Here is a 15,678-nt window from a genome sequence, read left to right as displayed (position 1 = left end):
AGTGATCCATCCGCCCTCTTCTTCTTTGCAATGCAAGATCAGTCGCCGGTGCGACGCAACCTGGTCTTGTTGACCATGTAATCCGATTTGACCGCGGTAAAGACCCCCATGATCATCGTGGTGGTCAGGTCTTCGACTTCCTCCAGTGGCAAACGCCTCTGTAAGAGATAGGCACCCGCAGCAGACGGGATGCCAATGCTGATATCGGTCGTTGCGCGAGCGATTTCGGCCGGCAGATCGAACACATTCTCCGCGATGACGGCGAGATAATCGACTGCGGCTTCGCGGCTGTAATCAGCGGGATTCTGTTTTTCGCTTACGGATGGTTCCGACTGCAATCGTTCGATTATCAGGCCGCGCTGGTCGATGTAGTTCAGGTATTCATGGGTGACCCCGCGAACGAGATCTTCGAAAGTCTCGGCCGCTTCCGCAGCATCGCGCTGCGCGCGGCGCAAGCGCTTGAGTTCGCGTTCGAGCAAGGCACGGAGCAACTCATTCAAGTTTGCGAAGTAATTATAGACGAGCGATTTGCTGACACCGGCCTCTCGCCCTACCTGGTCCATCGAGAGATTGGCGACGCCCTCTCGCGCCACGATTTCTGCCGCGTGGTCGAGGATGAGATCCCGGCGCTTCTCCGGCGTCAAGCGCGTGCGTTTCTTCTGCGCTATTTCAGTCATTCCCAGCCCCTATCATGGCTCCGGCGAGCGCGTTAGCGCGAACCATCGCATGTCCTCAATCGAGAATTCCGGCCGGGCCGTGTCGCGTTGCTGGAAGGCAAGCAAGTTTCCTTCAGGATCGTGCGCAAACGCGATCCGCCAGCCGGCGAGTTCGAAGGGGTCGGTTGCGAACTCCATCCCTAGGCCGCGCAACCGGGCGATCGTCCCGTCCAGATCAGTGACCTCGAAAGCGAAGCCGTTGTAGCCAATCTCGTCGAGCTTGCGAGGTTCGCGGCGCAACGGCGTCTCGGGTTGGGAGTAATGCCAAAACTCCAGCTGAATGTTTCCAACGTCGAACCAGCTCGCAGAAATTTCAACATCGTCGATATCTACGACGTTGTCGAAAGTCTTGCGACGCATGGGCGGGATCTCGCGCTGGGGTCCATAGCCAAGGATTCCGCGATAGAATTCGACCATTGCAGGCTTCACCGCCGTGACATTTGCGAGATGAGTAATCCAGGCCTCATGACGCAGCCGTTGTTGCCCCATGTACCCAGAGGCCTCGATCAGCGGCCGGTCGACCTGTTCCATTTCGATCATGATGCCGTCAGGATCGAACCCATAGGCGTAAGTTACGCCATAACCTCCGAGGTCGACCGGGCCATCGCCGCGCGACAGCATATCGAGGCCGCCATCCTTGAAAGGTCCGTACTTGGGAGCGTCGGCGGGCGACTGGAAGCAGATATGCGTATAGCCCGGGCCGGTGGCGGGACGTCGATTGGATGCCGCCTTGGTTTCCGGATCGATATCGATCAGCCGCAGAAAAACCGTCGGGGTCCACACCAGCGCGATCTCGATCTCCCCTTCGCGCTTGCCGAGTATTTCTTTCGGAACGAGTTTGGCATCGACCCGCTGCCTATCGACCAATTCATACGGCACGACTGCGCTATAGAAAGCGAGCGTATCGTCGATATCGGACACCGTTATGCCCACATTGTGAACTCCACGAATGGCCTCGGGAGACGCCTGGGAAACTGGCGTAGCTGACCCGTCGACCGAAACAGGGATGCAAGCCGATAGCGTTGCCGCGATCAAAACGATCAACAGACGCCCGCGCATCATCTCACCTTCTTTCGATAGACGAGAAGCACATTGCCCGGGATTTCTCCGAATTTGTCGTAGCCCGAATTCACAATCACCATTCCGCCTGCAATCACGACTCCAGCACCGTCGATCGAGCCACCCTTGGCCTCGACCCCGTTGACTGTTTCGAAGGAGCGATTTGTCTCTCTCTTCCACAGCACGGCTCCATCTTGGCTGGAATAGGCAAGCAAATGCCCGTTATGCGCCCCGGCAAACACCAGTCCGGGCGTCGCCGACAGGGGAGCTGAAAGCGCGGTCATGCACTTATAGGCAACCTCGTCACAGGTTTTGGGTTCGATCCGCGACCACTGGGGTTCGCCTGTTTCGGGGTCGAAGGCATGAATTCCTGGACGCGGAGGACCTTCGGCAAACCGGTTGCCCGGCGTGTCCGCGATGCCGACCCACAAAGTCGCGCCATCGCTGGCCATGCCCCAGTGGACGCCTCCATTGAAACCACCCATTCCCGCGCGGCGGCGCCAGAGGATCTTGCCACTATTGTCCGGATCGATGCCGAAGATTTCGCCCGACTTCTGACCGGCGAGCAATATCTGCCCACCGCCAGCGACGTCTACGAGCATCGGGGGCGCGCCAAAGTCGAAGTCGGGTCCGTCTTCGCTAGGACAATTGGGCTTGGGTTCGCGGCCGCATGCCGCATTCCAGGCATCCCCGGGGGTCGCCTGCATGATCCAGCGCTCTCGTCCCGAAGCCAGTTCGAGCGCCACGATCGCATCGCTCTTGTCGTTGGCAGGAGATGAGTAATTCTCCCCGGTACCGACATAGAGCAGTCCACGCTTTCGATCGATGGTCGGGGTCGACCATACCGGCGCACCGCTTGGCGCAAGAATATCCGTTCCGGCGCTCGTCATCCCGACCTTGCGCGGTTTACCAACAGAATGCCACCGCCACTTGGTCGAACCATCCGAACCATCGAGTGCCGTTACTCCACCGCGGAAGGTGCAACAGGCATAGTCATCGACATAGGCGCTGACGATCTCGGTTGACGACATGGGAACGAACAGAGTGTTCTCGTGGAGCGCGATGCTCCCTGTAATCGTTCCGTCCGGGTGGTCCTTGATTGACTTTTTCCAGCGCAGCTTGCCCGTGCGCGCGTCCACGGCATGAACAACCGCCTCGAAGTCGCCAAAATAGATCGCGTCAGGCAAGCCGCCGGGTCCGGTCTGGATCACGGGCGCATTGCGCACCTCCGCTCCCGCCTCGTATGTCCACCATGCGCAGCCTGTCTTGGTATCAAGCGCATAGACCCGGCCCGATTGGCTCCCGATAAAGATGGCCTCTCGGGTAACGGCCGGCTGGGAACGCGCGCGCTGAGCCCCCGGAAATCCGAAAGCCCAGGCAAGCTCGAGATCCGGAAGGTCTTCAGGGCGGATTCCCGCGGCCGAGGCAGGTTGGAAGCGCGTGTTCTGCGCATTGGCGCCCCACCTGTTCCACTTCGGCGAACCGGAAAAGGTAAGGTCACCTTCGCAATAATCGACGGCGACATCGGAGCCTGCCGCCTCATTGCCCAGATGCTGTGACAGCAGAATGCGGTCGATCCGGTCCAGCGCTGCTCCCTGCTCCTTCATCACGCCAGTGTTCAGCGCATCGAGGATCGTGGAGGGACTAAGAGCTGACAAGGCCTGCCGATTTGGTGCGCCAGCCACATTCCCATCATGGCAGCTCGCACAGTTGGCAACATAGAGCGCTTCGGCGTGAGCGGATTGCCCACTCTCGCCCAGAGCCAGCGGCGCAGCATCTTCGCTCGCGGTACAACCCGCCAATGCGAACAAGGATATTGAGAGTAGGCGGCGGATGGTGGCACTCCCTTATTGACGAAGGTTTCAATAAAGGATGGCACCACGATTGCCAAGCGAATGAAGAGAAGCCTCGCGATCCAGCCCCGGCGAGGGGTTCTAGGCAGGGCCCATTAGACAGGATGTGGGAATGTAATTTGGCTCGTTCCCGTTACCGTGCGGGCGGTTTGGGAAAGAGAACCGGTGTCTTGCTTGTATACTCCCGAAACTCCGGATCTTCGCCCCAGCGCTTTTTAGCGATACTGTCGAGCAGGTTGATGCCGCTGATCTTCGTGAGCAGCAGCGCGACGAAAATCGGCGAGATGATTGCAAGGTAAGACCAGCCCGCAAGCAATGGGAGCGCGATTACGAGAATGCCGAACCAAAGCGTGATCTCTCCGAAATAGTTCGGATGCTGCGACCATGCCCAGAGACCCGATCTGATGAAGCGACCCTTGTGGGAGGGGTCGGCCTTGAAGCGGCGTTTCTGTTCGTCCGCGACAACCTCGAATATGAAGCCGATGAACCACAGCGCGGCCCCCGCCCAGAAGAATAGGCCAAGTGGCTGCGTGTCCTCGGTGGTAATGATGACCAGGGCGGCCGAAGCGGTGAAAATCACCCACACTGCCTGCAAGGTCCATGCGACGAGGAAGCGCGGCGGATTGACCTTGATCTTCGCGAACCGCTCATCGGTGCCTCCTGCGGCATGAATTCTTCTGAACAGGAAACTTCCCAGGCGGATGGTCCAGATCGATACCATCGCCGCCACTACCATGGCGCGCGTGTCGAGAGGCCATGCGGCATAGCAGGCGACCGCGATCACCGAGAGATAGGTGACCGCGCCCATCGTGTCGTACAAGCGATCGCTTTGTGCAATCGCTGCCGGAATGAAGGCCAGCCAGTTCACCGCGAACGCGACAAGCGCGCACACGAATACGGCGGAACAGCCTGCCAGCGCGACGCTGCCGCTTCCGAGCAGGTAGGCAAATCCGAGCCCGAGTGCAGCAGCGATCAGGACGATAAGAAAGCTGCGCGGAGCGTGCTTGAAGTCCATCTGCTTTCCCCCTTGCCCGTTCCCGGCTCCGCGCCCTTAGCGTTGCGAAGCGAGCGAAACGTGCCGCTTCATGTGGTGATCGACGTCGCCAAACTCGGATTCGAAGATCGTGAGCCGCTTGAAATAGTGGCCGATCGCATATTCGTCGGTCACGCCGTTGCCGCCGTGGATCTGGACCGATTCCTGACCGATCAGGCGTGCCGCTTGCCCGACGCCCACTTTCGCGGCCGAAGCGGCACGCTTGCGCTCGGTTTCCGAGGCGTTGAGGCGCAGGGTCGCGAGATATGTAAGCGAAACCGACTGCTCATAGGCGGTGTACATGTCGACCATGCGGTGCTGGAGCACCTGGAATTTGCCGATCGGAACGCCGAACTGCTTGCGCTGCTTGGAGTATTCGAGGGTCATGGCATGCGCGACCTTCATCGCGCCGCATGCCTCGGCGCATTGCGCTGCGATGGCTTCGTCGGTCACGCGTTCGATGAGCGGCAGCGCAGCCCCTTCTTCGCCGATGAGAGCATCGGAAGGAAGCGAGACATTCTCGAAGTAGACTTCCGATGCGCGGCGTCCATCGACCGTTTCATAGTCGCGGGTGACCACGCCCTCGGTGTCCTTAGCAAGCACGAAGACCGATACACCGTCGTGGTCGCGCCGTTCACCCGACGTTCGCGCGGTGACCACCAGGTGGCTCGCCCAGGGCGCGCCGATCACGACCGCCTTATGGCCGTTCAGCACATAGCTATCGCCATCCTTCTTCGCGGTCGTTTCAAGATCGGCATAATCATAACGCCCGCGCGGCTCGGCATAGGCGAATGCAAAAACACGGCTGCCATCGACGATCCCGCCGATATGTTCTTCCTTCTGCGCCGGCGTGCCCGCGTGCTTCAGGAAACCGCCCGCGCACACGACCGTCGGCACGAAGGGCTCGACGACCAACCCCTTGCCGAATTCTTCCATGACGATCATCGCATCGACTGCGCCGCCGCCAAAGCCGCCATCCTCTTCGCTGAAGGGCATGCCGAGGATGCCGAGTTCGGCAAGCTGCGCCCAGATTTCCGGGCGCCATCCCGCATCGCTTGCGATCGCGGCGCGGCGCGTTTCCCAGTCATATTGCTCGCGAACCAAGCGCGAGAGACCGTCGCGCACCATTTCCTGTTCTTCGGTGAAATTGAAGTCCAATTGTTCTCTCCGGGTGTCGCTCGGCTGTCTTAAAGGCCGAGGATCATTTTCGTGATGATGTTACGCTGAATTTCGTTCGATCCGCCGTAGATCGAGGTCTTGCGCATGTTGAAATAGGTCGCGGCGGCATGCCGGGCATAGTCCGGCCCGACCGGATACTGGTTCGAGCCCGCATCGCCCGGCACATTGGCGATATTGCCGTAAAGCGGCGCTCCATAGGTGCCGACCGCCTCGAGCGTCAGCTCGGTCAGCCGCTGCTGGATCTCGGTACCCTTGATCTTCAGTATCGAGCTTTCCGGCCCCGGCCCCTTGCCTGCCTGTTCGCCTGCAAGTGTGCGTAGTTCCGTGATTTCAAGCGCTGCAAGATCGATTTCGAGCTGGCTCACCTTGCGGGCGAAATCGAAATCATTGATGAGCGGTTCGCCATCGAGCATTTCCGCCGCAGCGATCTCGCGCAGCTTTTCCACCGCGCGCTTCGAGCGTGCGACACCGGCAATGCCGGAACGCTCGTGCGCGAGGAGGAACTTGGCGTAGGTCCAGCCCTTGTTCTCCTCGCCCACGAGGTTTTCGACCGGCACCCGCACGTCGGTGAGCCACGTCTCGTTGACCTCATAGCTGCCATCCAGAAGCTTGATCGGCTTCACCTCGACGCCCGGCGTCTTCATGTCGATCAGGATAAAGCTGATGCCTTCCTGGGGTTTTGCGGCATCGGGATCGGTGCGGCAAAGGAAAAAGCCCCAATCCGCATATTGAGCCAGCGTCGTCCAGGTCTTCTGGCCGTTGATGATGTAGTGGTCGCCGTCGCGAACTGCGGTCGTCTTGAGAGAGGCGAGGTCGGACCCCGCGCCCGGCTCGGAATAACCCTGACACCACCACACGTCGCCCGAAAGAATGCCGGGAAGATGCTGCTGCTTCTGCGCCTCGTTTCCGAAGGTGTAAATCACCGGCCCGACCATCGCGATACCGAACGGCAGCGGCATGAACGTGCCGACACGCGCATTTTCTTCCGACCAGATGTAGCGCTGGGTAGGCGTCCAGCCTGTCCCGCCATATTCGACCGGCCATGCGGGCGCAGACCAGCCTTTCTTCCCCAGAATCTTGTGCCATGCGGTCATGTCCTCGGGCGACATGTCTTCGCGATTGCCCATCCCTTCGAGATGCTTGGGATGGTTCTCTTCGATGAAGCGACGGACTTCTTCGCGAAATGCCTGCTCTTCCGGGGTGAATTCAAGGTTCATTGGCTCTGGCTCCAGGGATGATCGGTGTTCGGGCTTCTTTGTGTCACGCCGCCATGCGGACTTAAAGGCGAAATGGCGGTGTGATTGCAAGTAACGGTTTGCAAGTTCGATCGGATGCGTCTGGTTCAGGCTTCAACGGCGCTCCCGTTTTGGTCGCTCGACGCGTCCACCAGCCGGGGCAGCAGTCCGCGCAGTCGCCTGTGTGCAAACCGGAATTCCCTTGCAATGGCATTGCCGCAGCGTAACGTGACCCTCGTGGTCGCTCCGCTTGCTAGTGCTCTAGTATCGGAGAATGAATGACGGGAAAATCTCAGTTCGATGCCATCATCGTCGGCGGTGGTCCGGCGGGCTCGGCCATGGCGTGGGCTTTGGCACGCGAAGGCGTCCGCGTTGCAGTGATCGAGCGCACCACCTTTCCAAGAGAGAAAGTATGCGGCGATTTCGTAGAGCCGGCGGGCATGCGGATCCTCGACGTGATGGGATGCACTGAGGAACTCGACTTGCCGCGCAGGCTGCCGATCACCCGCAACCGAGTCTATTTCGGACCGCGCATGCCCTATCGCGGCGAGATTCCCTACTACGATGGCGCGCACGGCATGCCGCCGCACGGCTACATCATCCCCAGGCATCAACTCGACACGGTGCTTCTGTCGAATGCCGAGAAAACCGGCGCGAACGTGATTTACGGCGCGACAGTACGCGACGTCACTCGCGACAAGGGCCAGATGCACGTAGAGGTAAAGGATCAGGACAGCACCTTTACGCTCACCGCACCGCTCGTTGTCGGTGCGGACGGGGTACAGTCCGTGGTCGCGCGGGCTTTCGGGTTGCGACGCGAGGATCGCAAGCATATCGGCGTCTCGCAGCGGGTCTACATCGAGGACATCGACGTTGATGGCGGCGAGGCGACCATCTGGTTCGACGAGGATCACTATCCGGGATACGGATGGATGTTCCCGATGGAAGGCGGCCGTGCGAATATGGGCGTCGGCCTCCTGGGAGAAACCTGCGACCGGTTCGACCTGTCCGTCCAGCAGAGTTTCCGCGATGCGGTTTCCCGGCTCAAATTTCGGCACCCCGGTTGCACGGTGTCGAAGGTGGCCAGCAAACCGCTCGGCGGATCGGTCCACATGTATGGCGGCATCCGCGAGAACCACTTTGCAGGCGGAATACTGGTCGGCGATGCTGGAGGGTTCGTCGATCCGATGACCGGCGAAGGCATTACGCAAGGCATGGAATCCTCGATCATCGGCTCGGCAACGCTGCTCGAAGCGCTTGAAGCGGGTCGTTTCGAAAAGGAAGACCTCGCGACTTTCGATGAGGATTTCCGGGATTATTTCGATCCCGCTATGCGCTACCTGTGCTTCTGCGCGACGATCCTGCGCAACCGGCATTTCTCCGAATTCGGCTTCCGCTCCACCCGGCAGGGTTTTGAAAAGGCGCAGCAGGAACGCAGCTTCGGTGAGATCTCGGGCACCGCGTTCGGCGGGCTCAACGTCCAGCCGCTCGCGATGGCCGCGCAAATCTGGCGCAGCCTGTTCGAGCATGTGTTTCGCGGCGGGGCCGCCGAGATCGTGAATATCGTTTCGGGGCGCGGGCTCACTGCGGATGGACTTGGCGGCGATCTCGCGGCGTTCCGCAGGGGCTGGCAGGCCTCGCTCGCGGACGACCCCGCATGGCATCGCGGATGGATGGGCGACATCGTGCGGTCGGTCGGTCACCTGCGCAAATCCTTCGCAATGGCCGAGAATCCGCGCCTGCGCGGGCCGTTCGAGTGGATTGGGGGATAAGATGGCAAAGGCAGCGTCCACGAAGAAACGTCCAGCGAAAAAGTCCTCCGCATCCAAGGCAAAGTCCAAAAAGACGAAGGCATCGACCCAGCGCGGCGCTCGCCGTACCCGCAATGAGGGAAACCGCGTCGCTGTGCTTGGCGGCGGGATTTCGGGAATGACGGCGGCGCTGAAACTGGCTCGCGCGGGCTTCGACGTAACCATCTTCGAGATGCAAGAACGGCTCGGCGGCAACACTTCGTCGCGCGAGATCAATGGCGTCGAGCACGACGTTTACCCGCACATGTTCTGTTCCTGGTACGACAATTTCTGGCACCTCTTCGAAGAAGAGCTGGGCGGCGACAAGGAGGCGATGTTCGAGCCGCGCGCTGGAAGCCAGGTGCTCCAGAAGGGTGAAACCGAGTTCAAGACCCTGCTGAACGCCACTTCTATCGAAGCAGCGATCGAGAACCTCAAATCGGGTGTGCTCAGCCCGGCCGAGATGTGGCTACTCGGCTATTCCGCACTCGATCTCGCCGCGCACCCGTTCAACCGCAAGGGCGTCGACCTGATGGAGATGCTCAGCGTCAACGGGTTCATCTTTTCGCGCGGGTACGGCACAGAGGATGTCGCGGCGATGCAGAACTATCTGCTCACCCTGATCTGGTCGATCCCGAGCGCGTGGACCGCCGCAGCGACATACCAGAATTTCCTGCGTCATACATTCTCGTTTCCCAACCACGCGCCCTTCAACTTCCTGATGAAGGCAAGCTTGGAAGACGGGCTCAACGCGCCATTTGTAGACGCACTAAATGACGCCGGTTGTTCGATCAGGCTCAAGACCGAGATTACGGCGGTCAGGCTATGCAACGATGACGACCGGCCCGAGATATTCTTCCGGGACAGCCTCGACGATCACCTGGAGCACGATTCCGACCGTCTCGAGAAGAACGAGAACGATGTGGAATCCGAGATTTTCGACTACGCGGTCATGGCGCTGCCGGTAACCAAGTGCTGCGACATGATCCTGGGCGCCCCTCGGGGAAGAGAGGGGCGGCGGATAATCGATCGCCTGCCCGAGCTAGCAGAAATGCAAAAGCTCTCGTCGGTTTCGATCCCGGTCGTCGACCTTTATCTCAACCGCAAGCTGGATGATTTCCCCAGCGATCACATCGCGCTCGCAGGCTCGAAATACGGCCTGACGGTGCTGGACATTTCGCAGCTCTGGCGGGACGAGGATTTCGACGGCAAAACCGCCCTCGTCCTCGCGGCTTCCGAGGGCGCCGCAATCCCCTCGGTCGAGCTGGAGCGGCAGGGCGAGCTGATGCTGCAGGAGTTCGCCGAATTCTTTCCCGAGTTCAATCCCGGAAAGCACTGGAAGGACGAGGACAGCGATGTCGACTGGCACAAGAGCTGGATCCGTTCGAACAAACACTACCAGCTGTTCCTCAACGACACGGGGAGTTGGGCGCATAGGCCGCAAACTCTCTACGAGGATGCGTTGCCTCGCTTCGTCTTTGCGGGCGACTGCGTGCGGACCGATACCGACATGGCGACGGTCGAAGGCGCTATCCAAGGGGGAATTCAGGCGGCTGCCGCAATCCAGGCGCAGGACGCCATACTCAACGGTCACGCGCGTCGCGGAGCACCGATCGAGATCGTGCCCCATACAGTCTACAGCACCGCGACACTTCGATTTGCCGCGCTGTTCTACCTGCCCGCGACCTATGTCGCTTATGCCATGGCGGCTTACGACCAGTGGAAGAAGCGCATGGAAGAAGGCGAACATTCGATCGGCGAGAACGAGTTCACGATGGCCGAATATTGCCTGCTTATTCCGCTGCAATTCACGATCGATTGGTGGAAGGCGGCGTACTGGTTTGGGCGCTCACTGATCGGCGAGAACAACGAGGATCCCCTCGGCGGACGGATCATGTATCTTCCGATGGCGGGGGGCCGAGGCGAGGGTGGGCCGCGTCTGCAGTCCGAGGAGATGGTCGATCCGAAGTATGACCACGATCACGTCATCGGCCTGCCCGAAGCAATCCTCAAGGTCGCGCTCGAGGTGCTGGAATATGCCTCGGGCCGCGAAGACCCGCACGGTCGGGGGAGCGAGGCTGAAACCGTCAGGCAACATGATGCAGTCGACGATGTCGTCGATATTGCGGTCAATCTAATCGGTAAGGGGCTGAGGCTGGGTGAAAGCCTTGTCGAAGGTTACGCCAACCGTCGCTCGCGCGGGAATCAGCCGCGCAGGCGCCGCCACCGGGTCAAGCGCTGAGCGCAGCGCGCGACGCGACAGGGAAAGGATCTCAGTTGGATACGATCACCGCCAACATCGTCAGCGACCTCGGTTTCGAGAAGGAGATGGACCGGCTGCGCAAGGTTTTAGATGAATGGATTGCAGGCACGTCGGATGAAATGCAGCCACTGTTCGATTGGCAGTTTGTCGCGGGATCGAAATACTTCAGGCCTCTCACGATATTCGGCTGCTTTCAAGCGACCCATGGCGACGTGCCCATACCCGACACCATGATCCGTTCCGCCGCGGTGCTCGAAATGATGCACAACATGACATTGGTGGTGGATGATATCCTCGATCATTCGGACGCACGCCGGGGCAAGGCGACCCTTCATGCGCGGTTCGGGATGCTGCCAGCGCTGATGGCGTCGGGCTATATCGTAGCCGATGGCTTTGCGATGTCGGCACAAGACCCGCACGACATCCGCCTGTTCGCTGCACTCCTGCGTCGTCTTGGCGTCGCCGAATGTGCGCAGTGGCGCCTGCGCAGGCAACCGCTTGGCGTATCCGACTGGGAGGAGATTGCGGGAGAGGACACCGGCTCGATGTTCGAGACCTGCGCCTGCCTTGCGACGCGCGACGAAAAGCTGCGGCAGTTCGGCCGGTTGATCGGAATGCTCTACCATGGCTGTGACGACGTGGGGGATGTCCAGGGACTGGAATCCCTTGGCGGCGGCGGCGAGGAAGACTTGCGCGATGGAATCCTCACACTCCCCGCAGCGCTTGCAATCCAGAACCGCGATATCTGCGAGATATTCTGCAAGGATGAACCGAGCGCCGCCGACCTCGAAGCGATCAAGGAAGAGATGCTCAGGCGACTGCCCGATGCCGAGGAACATCTCGACGGGCTTGCGCGTGACGCGAAATGGGAAGCGCAAATCCATACCGAGCACCCACGGGTGCTCGAAGCGCTGATCGATTACACTCGGGAACTGTCCAAGCGCTGAGGCTTTGCCCCTTGTAGCTTTTTCAGAAGAGCCTGCGCGCCTTCCAGTACCGGCGTATCGATATCAGACTTGCAGCGATCCAGCACCCGCGCCAGAACTGCATGCGCCTCTTCCTGCCGACCGGCACCCAGGAGGTATTCGGTGAGTTCGACCGATGCGGACAAATCAAAGGCCATCGCTCCGATCTCCTCGGCAAGTTCTATCGCTTCGCGAAGATCTGCTTCCGCTGCCTCGCGGCGACCAAGTTCCATCTCCAGCCTAGCCTTGATCTGAAGCGTTTCGGGCCGGACGATCCTCTCCTGCGGGTTCGCCTCAAGCGCTTCGCACGCCACTTTGTATGCGTCTTCGATCTCTCCGCGCGCAGCGAGCGCCATCCCAAGCCGGTTCATGTTGATGACAAGGCCGACGCGGGCATTGATCGCAATCATCGCGTCCAGGATGCCGCGCATGCGCTGGATGTTCTCTGCCGAAGGAGCGGCATCACTCCCCAGCCACCCGATCTTCGCGCGAACGAGATGGCCGATATATTCGATCCCGTTCTTGTCGCAGACCTCCACCGCCCGCTCCGTGTGGTTGCGCGCGGCGATCATGTCGCGATCGAAAGCCATCATCGTGCCCGCGAAATGATGCGCGACGGCCACCGCATAAGGTTGTCCGCTGGCCTCTGCGACTTCGACCATCTGCGCCGAGCGCTCTCGGGCTAGCGAGGATCGGCCCGATGTCCACGCGGCGAGACTTGCCACGCCCATTGCGACGACATCGTCATTGACGCTGAACATGCCCTCGTAATGTCCGAACAGCTTTTCGAGCTCGGCATAGGGAGCCTCGAATTCGTGCAAGCGACCATTGTAATAGGCTGTCTGGATCAGTGCATTGGCCGAGAAAAACGGCATCCAGTCGAGCTGTTCGTCATCACCGAGGTCCTGCGCCAACTCGTTGATCCGAACGGCGACCGCATCGGCTTCCTCATATTCGCCCGCCGTCACCATGCCGCGCCACAACTGGACTTCGCCGATGATGACTTTGCTCAGCACTCCGAGTTTCTTGGCGAGATCCCTCGCCCTGTCGGCGGCTTCGACGGTTTGCGGATCGGAGTAGCCCTGCGACTGTTGCAGCGCGTTGTTGAGAGCGCTCCATAACTCCATCTCTAACCCGTCCCGATCTTTTCCCTCCGGCAGCTTGCCGATCAGGTCGAGCCCCTTGCGGAGATGCGCCGCCGCCTCGCGGCTGGCTCCGCGCACGAAATCCCTCTGCCCCGCCTCGAGCCAAGCAGTGACGGCCTTCTCGTACTTGCCCGCATTGGTCCAGTGGCTTGCGACCAGCTCCTTCTCGCGCTCGGCGATTTCGGGGAACTGCTCGATAATTTTGCTCGCGGCCTCTTCGTGGATGAGCTTCCTGCGCTTCTTGGTCAGGGTCTCGTAGGCGCCGTCGCGGAGCAAAGCATGCTTGAAGCGATAGCGCGATTGGGGAGGCGCCCCGCGCACCTGCAGCAATTGTTCCTCGCTCAGGAATTGCAGTTGCGACTGCAGTTCTGCTGGCTCCAGATCCGTCATCGCCTCGAGTAACGCGTAGGAACACGTTCCGAGCACAGAGCAAAGCTGCAAGAGCTCGCGGGCGGGCCCGAGCCGGTCCATCCGTGCGGCGAGCAGGCTGCGCAACGTGGGCGGGAGCTTCCCGCCTTCCTCCGGCTCGTGCCGCGCGGCAAGTTTGGCCAGCTCCTCAGCGAAAAGTGGCACGCCGCCGGCCTTGTCGAGGATGGATCGAAACGTCTCGGGATCGAGCGCCTCCTCGCCCGATGCCTGCGCGATCAGGTCTTTCACTTCGGATTTGGAAAGTCGCGAAAGCCTGATGCGGCTGTGATGGTCGCGCTCCGACCATGGCAGCTTGAATTCGGGCCGCGCGGTGCCGAGCACCATCAGTCGCTCGCTGTCCCCCTGCTCGACAAGCATCTGGACCAGCTCAAGCGACGATGGGTCGAACCACTGGAGATCGTCGAGGAACAGGACGACCGGTCGGCGTTCGGCGAGATCGAAGATTGCGCCTGCAAGCTGCGCAGGCAGTTGCGAGAGTTGCGCTTCGGCGATCTCCGGCGAGGCGTCGCTCCCCGAAGCATCGAGGCCGATCGTAGCGGCAAGGCCCTGCAGTAACTCGGGGGCGAATCCAACCCGCTCGATCAACTGCGACAAGGCGGTGATCGGGCTCCCGGGATCGTGTTCGATCGCCTGCTGGATCGCCTGCGCCAGAGCGAAATATGGAGTATTGGGGAACAATGAGGAACCTTGCAGCATGAACCACGCATGCTCGGTGTCCCCGATCTCGCTTCGGAACTGATCGACGAGGCGCGACTTGCCGATCCCGGGTTCGCCGCGAATGAACACGAACTGGCCTTCGCCATCGAGCGTCCGTTTCCACCGCCCAGCAAGCAATGCCATTTCGTCTTCGCGCCCGACGAAACCGGTTTGCCTTCCTGTTTCCCAATTGGTCGCGGCATCGCTTTCGGGGGTTTCGGCTGACACCTCATACAAGACCTGGCCATGCGATGATTGCCCGGTTTCCTGCACGGCGAACCCTCCGACGGTCAGCGCCCTGGCCGCATGGGTCACAAGGATGACGCCGTCTGCCGCATGATCGCGCGCAGCTTTCGCAATTGCCTCGCCGTCACCGACAAAATCGATCTCTCCGCTCCGATCGGTGACGAGCATGTCGCTGCTATGGATTCCGATCTTGAACGATCTTCCGCCTTCGCCATGCCCCGCTTCGGGAAAGGCGGTTTGGGCGGCGGCCGTTGAGATCTCGCGGGACATCAGGATCGCCCGCTGCACCGCGTCCTCCAGCGCGAGCGGATAGCCAAAGCTCACCGTCAGGGTGTGGCCGCGCCAGTCTTCCGCACCGCCATAGCGTTCAATTGCAGGCTGGCATGCGGTTTGGAGCTCGGTCAGGTATTCGTCCCAGTCCTCCGGATCCGTCGTCGATGCCAGTATATCGCCCTCGCATAGCGCAGCCGAGACGAAGGTGATCTGGCGCCGCTCGCTCACCCTTCCAGCCGGGGCGGTTCGTTTTGCCGCTTCCGGCCGCGCAAGAGGCACGGTTTGAGTAGGCCTCATCCTCTCAACCACGTCACGGACATGTATGACAAAAGCGTTCCAGCCCGCGTCGTCCGCATCGCCTTCCCAGTGGCTGAGATCCTCAGTCTGGGTAAGCTCGAACATGATCGGGCGCTCGCACGGCTCGATCATGCAGGGGACGAAGGTACCGCACCGCTGGGCGAGCGTCGCTTCGGCACGGACCCAGCGCGACGCAACCGCCTTTTCCGACCAGAGGACGACGACCGCGCGCGCGTCGCGCAGCGCGTTTTCCGTCACCTCGTCATATGCCTCGCCAGCGCGCAGCTGTCGGTCCCACCAGACTGTGAGGCCCGCAGCCTCAAAGCCGCGGACGAACAGGTTCGCCGCAGCCTGGTCTTCCCGATTATATGAGAGGAATATGTCCTTCACAGGCCCCTCCCGTTTTCCCCAACTGCCCCCCTGATAGGGGATTCCCCGGAAATGCAAAACTATCCAACGAGGGAGTCGTCGCGACATCCCTTGCCAGAAGCCGCGAGCA

Annotated in this window: 10 protein-coding genes; 3 read left to right on the top strand and 7 right to left on the bottom strand. The window is 60.7% G+C overall.

The features are described from left to right. Positions 1-38: 38 nt before the first annotated feature. The 6 genes from FIU90_RS05135 to FIU90_RS05110 all read right to left on the bottom strand — a co-directional run bounded on the left by FIU90_RS05135 (position 39) and on the right by FIU90_RS05110 (position 7,057). A complete protein-coding gene (locus FIU90_RS05135; RefSeq protein WP_152433804.1) occupies positions 39-677 on the bottom strand; it encodes a TetR/AcrR family transcriptional regulator in 639 nt (212 codons plus the stop codon). A gap of 12 nt (positions 678-689) precedes the next feature. Next, a complete protein-coding gene (locus FIU90_RS05130) occupies positions 690-1,637 on the bottom strand; it encodes a VOC family protein (RefSeq protein WP_172970186.1) in 948 nt (315 codons plus the stop codon). Between the two features lie 137 nt (positions 1,638-1,774). Further along, on the bottom strand, positions 1,775-3,433 hold the full coding sequence (locus FIU90_RS05125) for a PQQ-binding-like beta-propeller repeat protein (protein ID WP_152433802.1): 1,659 nt from the start codon (positions 3,431-3,433) through the stop codon (positions 1,775-1,777). A 328-nt stretch (positions 3,434-3,761) separates the two neighbouring features. Then, positions 3,762-4,643: a DUF1295 domain-containing protein gene (locus FIU90_RS05120; RefSeq protein WP_152433801.1), complete on the bottom strand. Its 882-nt coding sequence runs from the start codon at positions 4,641-4,643 to the stop codon at positions 3,762-3,764. A gap of 36 nt (positions 4,644-4,679) precedes the next feature. Beyond that, a complete protein-coding gene (locus FIU90_RS05115) occupies positions 4,680-5,819 on the bottom strand; it encodes an acyl-CoA dehydrogenase family protein (protein WP_152433800.1) in 1,140 nt (379 codons plus the stop codon). A gap of 29 nt (positions 5,820-5,848) precedes the next feature. After that, positions 5,849-7,057, bottom strand: a complete 1,209-nt coding sequence (locus tag FIU90_RS05110; protein WP_152433799.1) for an acyl-CoA dehydrogenase family protein — start codon at positions 7,055-7,057, stop codon at positions 5,849-5,851. Between the two features lie 296 nt (positions 7,058-7,353). On the opposite strand from FIU90_RS05110, the gene FIU90_RS05105 reads away from it, so the two are divergent. From FIU90_RS05105 to FIU90_RS05095, 3 genes are read left to right on the top strand one after another with little or no spacing between them, the layout of a single operon-like run. After that, positions 7,354-8,847: an NAD(P)/FAD-dependent oxidoreductase gene (locus FIU90_RS05105; protein ID WP_152433798.1), complete on the top strand. Its 1,494-nt coding sequence runs from the start codon at positions 7,354-7,356 to the stop codon at positions 8,845-8,847. 1 nt (position 8,848) lies between these two features. Then, complete coding sequence (locus FIU90_RS05100; RefSeq protein WP_172970185.1) at positions 8,849-11,107, top strand: NAD(P)/FAD-dependent oxidoreductase; 2,259 nt, start codon at positions 8,849-8,851, stop codon at positions 11,105-11,107. 35 nt (positions 11,108-11,142) lie between these two features. After that, the gene (locus FIU90_RS05095) at positions 11,143-12,075 is read left to right on the top strand and encodes a polyprenyl synthetase family protein (protein WP_152433796.1); all 933 of its coding nucleotides are present in this window, start codon (positions 11,143-11,145) and stop codon (positions 12,073-12,075) included. Here the strand turns inward: FIU90_RS05095 and FIU90_RS05090 are convergent. Beyond that, positions 12,048-15,569: an AAA family ATPase gene (locus FIU90_RS05090; RefSeq protein ID WP_172970184.1), complete on the bottom strand. Its 3,522-nt coding sequence runs from the start codon at positions 15,567-15,569 to the stop codon at positions 12,048-12,050. The genes FIU90_RS05095 and FIU90_RS05090 overlap by 28 nt on opposite strands. Positions 15,570-15,678 lie beyond the last annotated feature (109 nt).

It is taken from the genome of Erythrobacter sp. THAF29, assembly GCF_009363635.1.
In the GTDB taxonomy this organism is placed as follows: Bacteria; Pseudomonadota; Alphaproteobacteria; order Sphingomonadales; family Sphingomonadaceae; genus Erythrobacter.
The sequence above is the reverse complement of the archived record's forward strand: the minus strand, read 5'-3'. Positions and strand labels throughout refer to the sequence as shown.

Coding starts and splice junctions, on each gene's coding strand:
- FIU90_RS05100 (WP_172970185.1), top strand. CDS start 8,849: ATGGCAAAGGCAGCGTCCACGAAGAAACGTCCAGCGAAAAAGTCCTCC.
- FIU90_RS05105 (WP_152433798.1), top strand. CDS start 7,354: ATGACGGGAAAATCTCAGTTCGATGCCATCATCGTCGGCGGTGGTCCG.
- FIU90_RS05110 (WP_152433799.1), bottom strand. CDS start 7,057: ATGAACCTTGAATTCACCCCGGAAGAGCAGGCATTTCGCGAAGAAGTC.
- FIU90_RS05120 (WP_152433801.1), bottom strand. CDS start 4,643: ATGGACTTCAAGCACGCTCCGCGCAGCTTTCTTATCGTCCTGATCGCT.
- FIU90_RS05135 (WP_152433804.1), bottom strand. CDS start 677: ATGACTGAAATAGCGCAGAAGAAACGCACGCGCTTGACGCCGGAGAAG.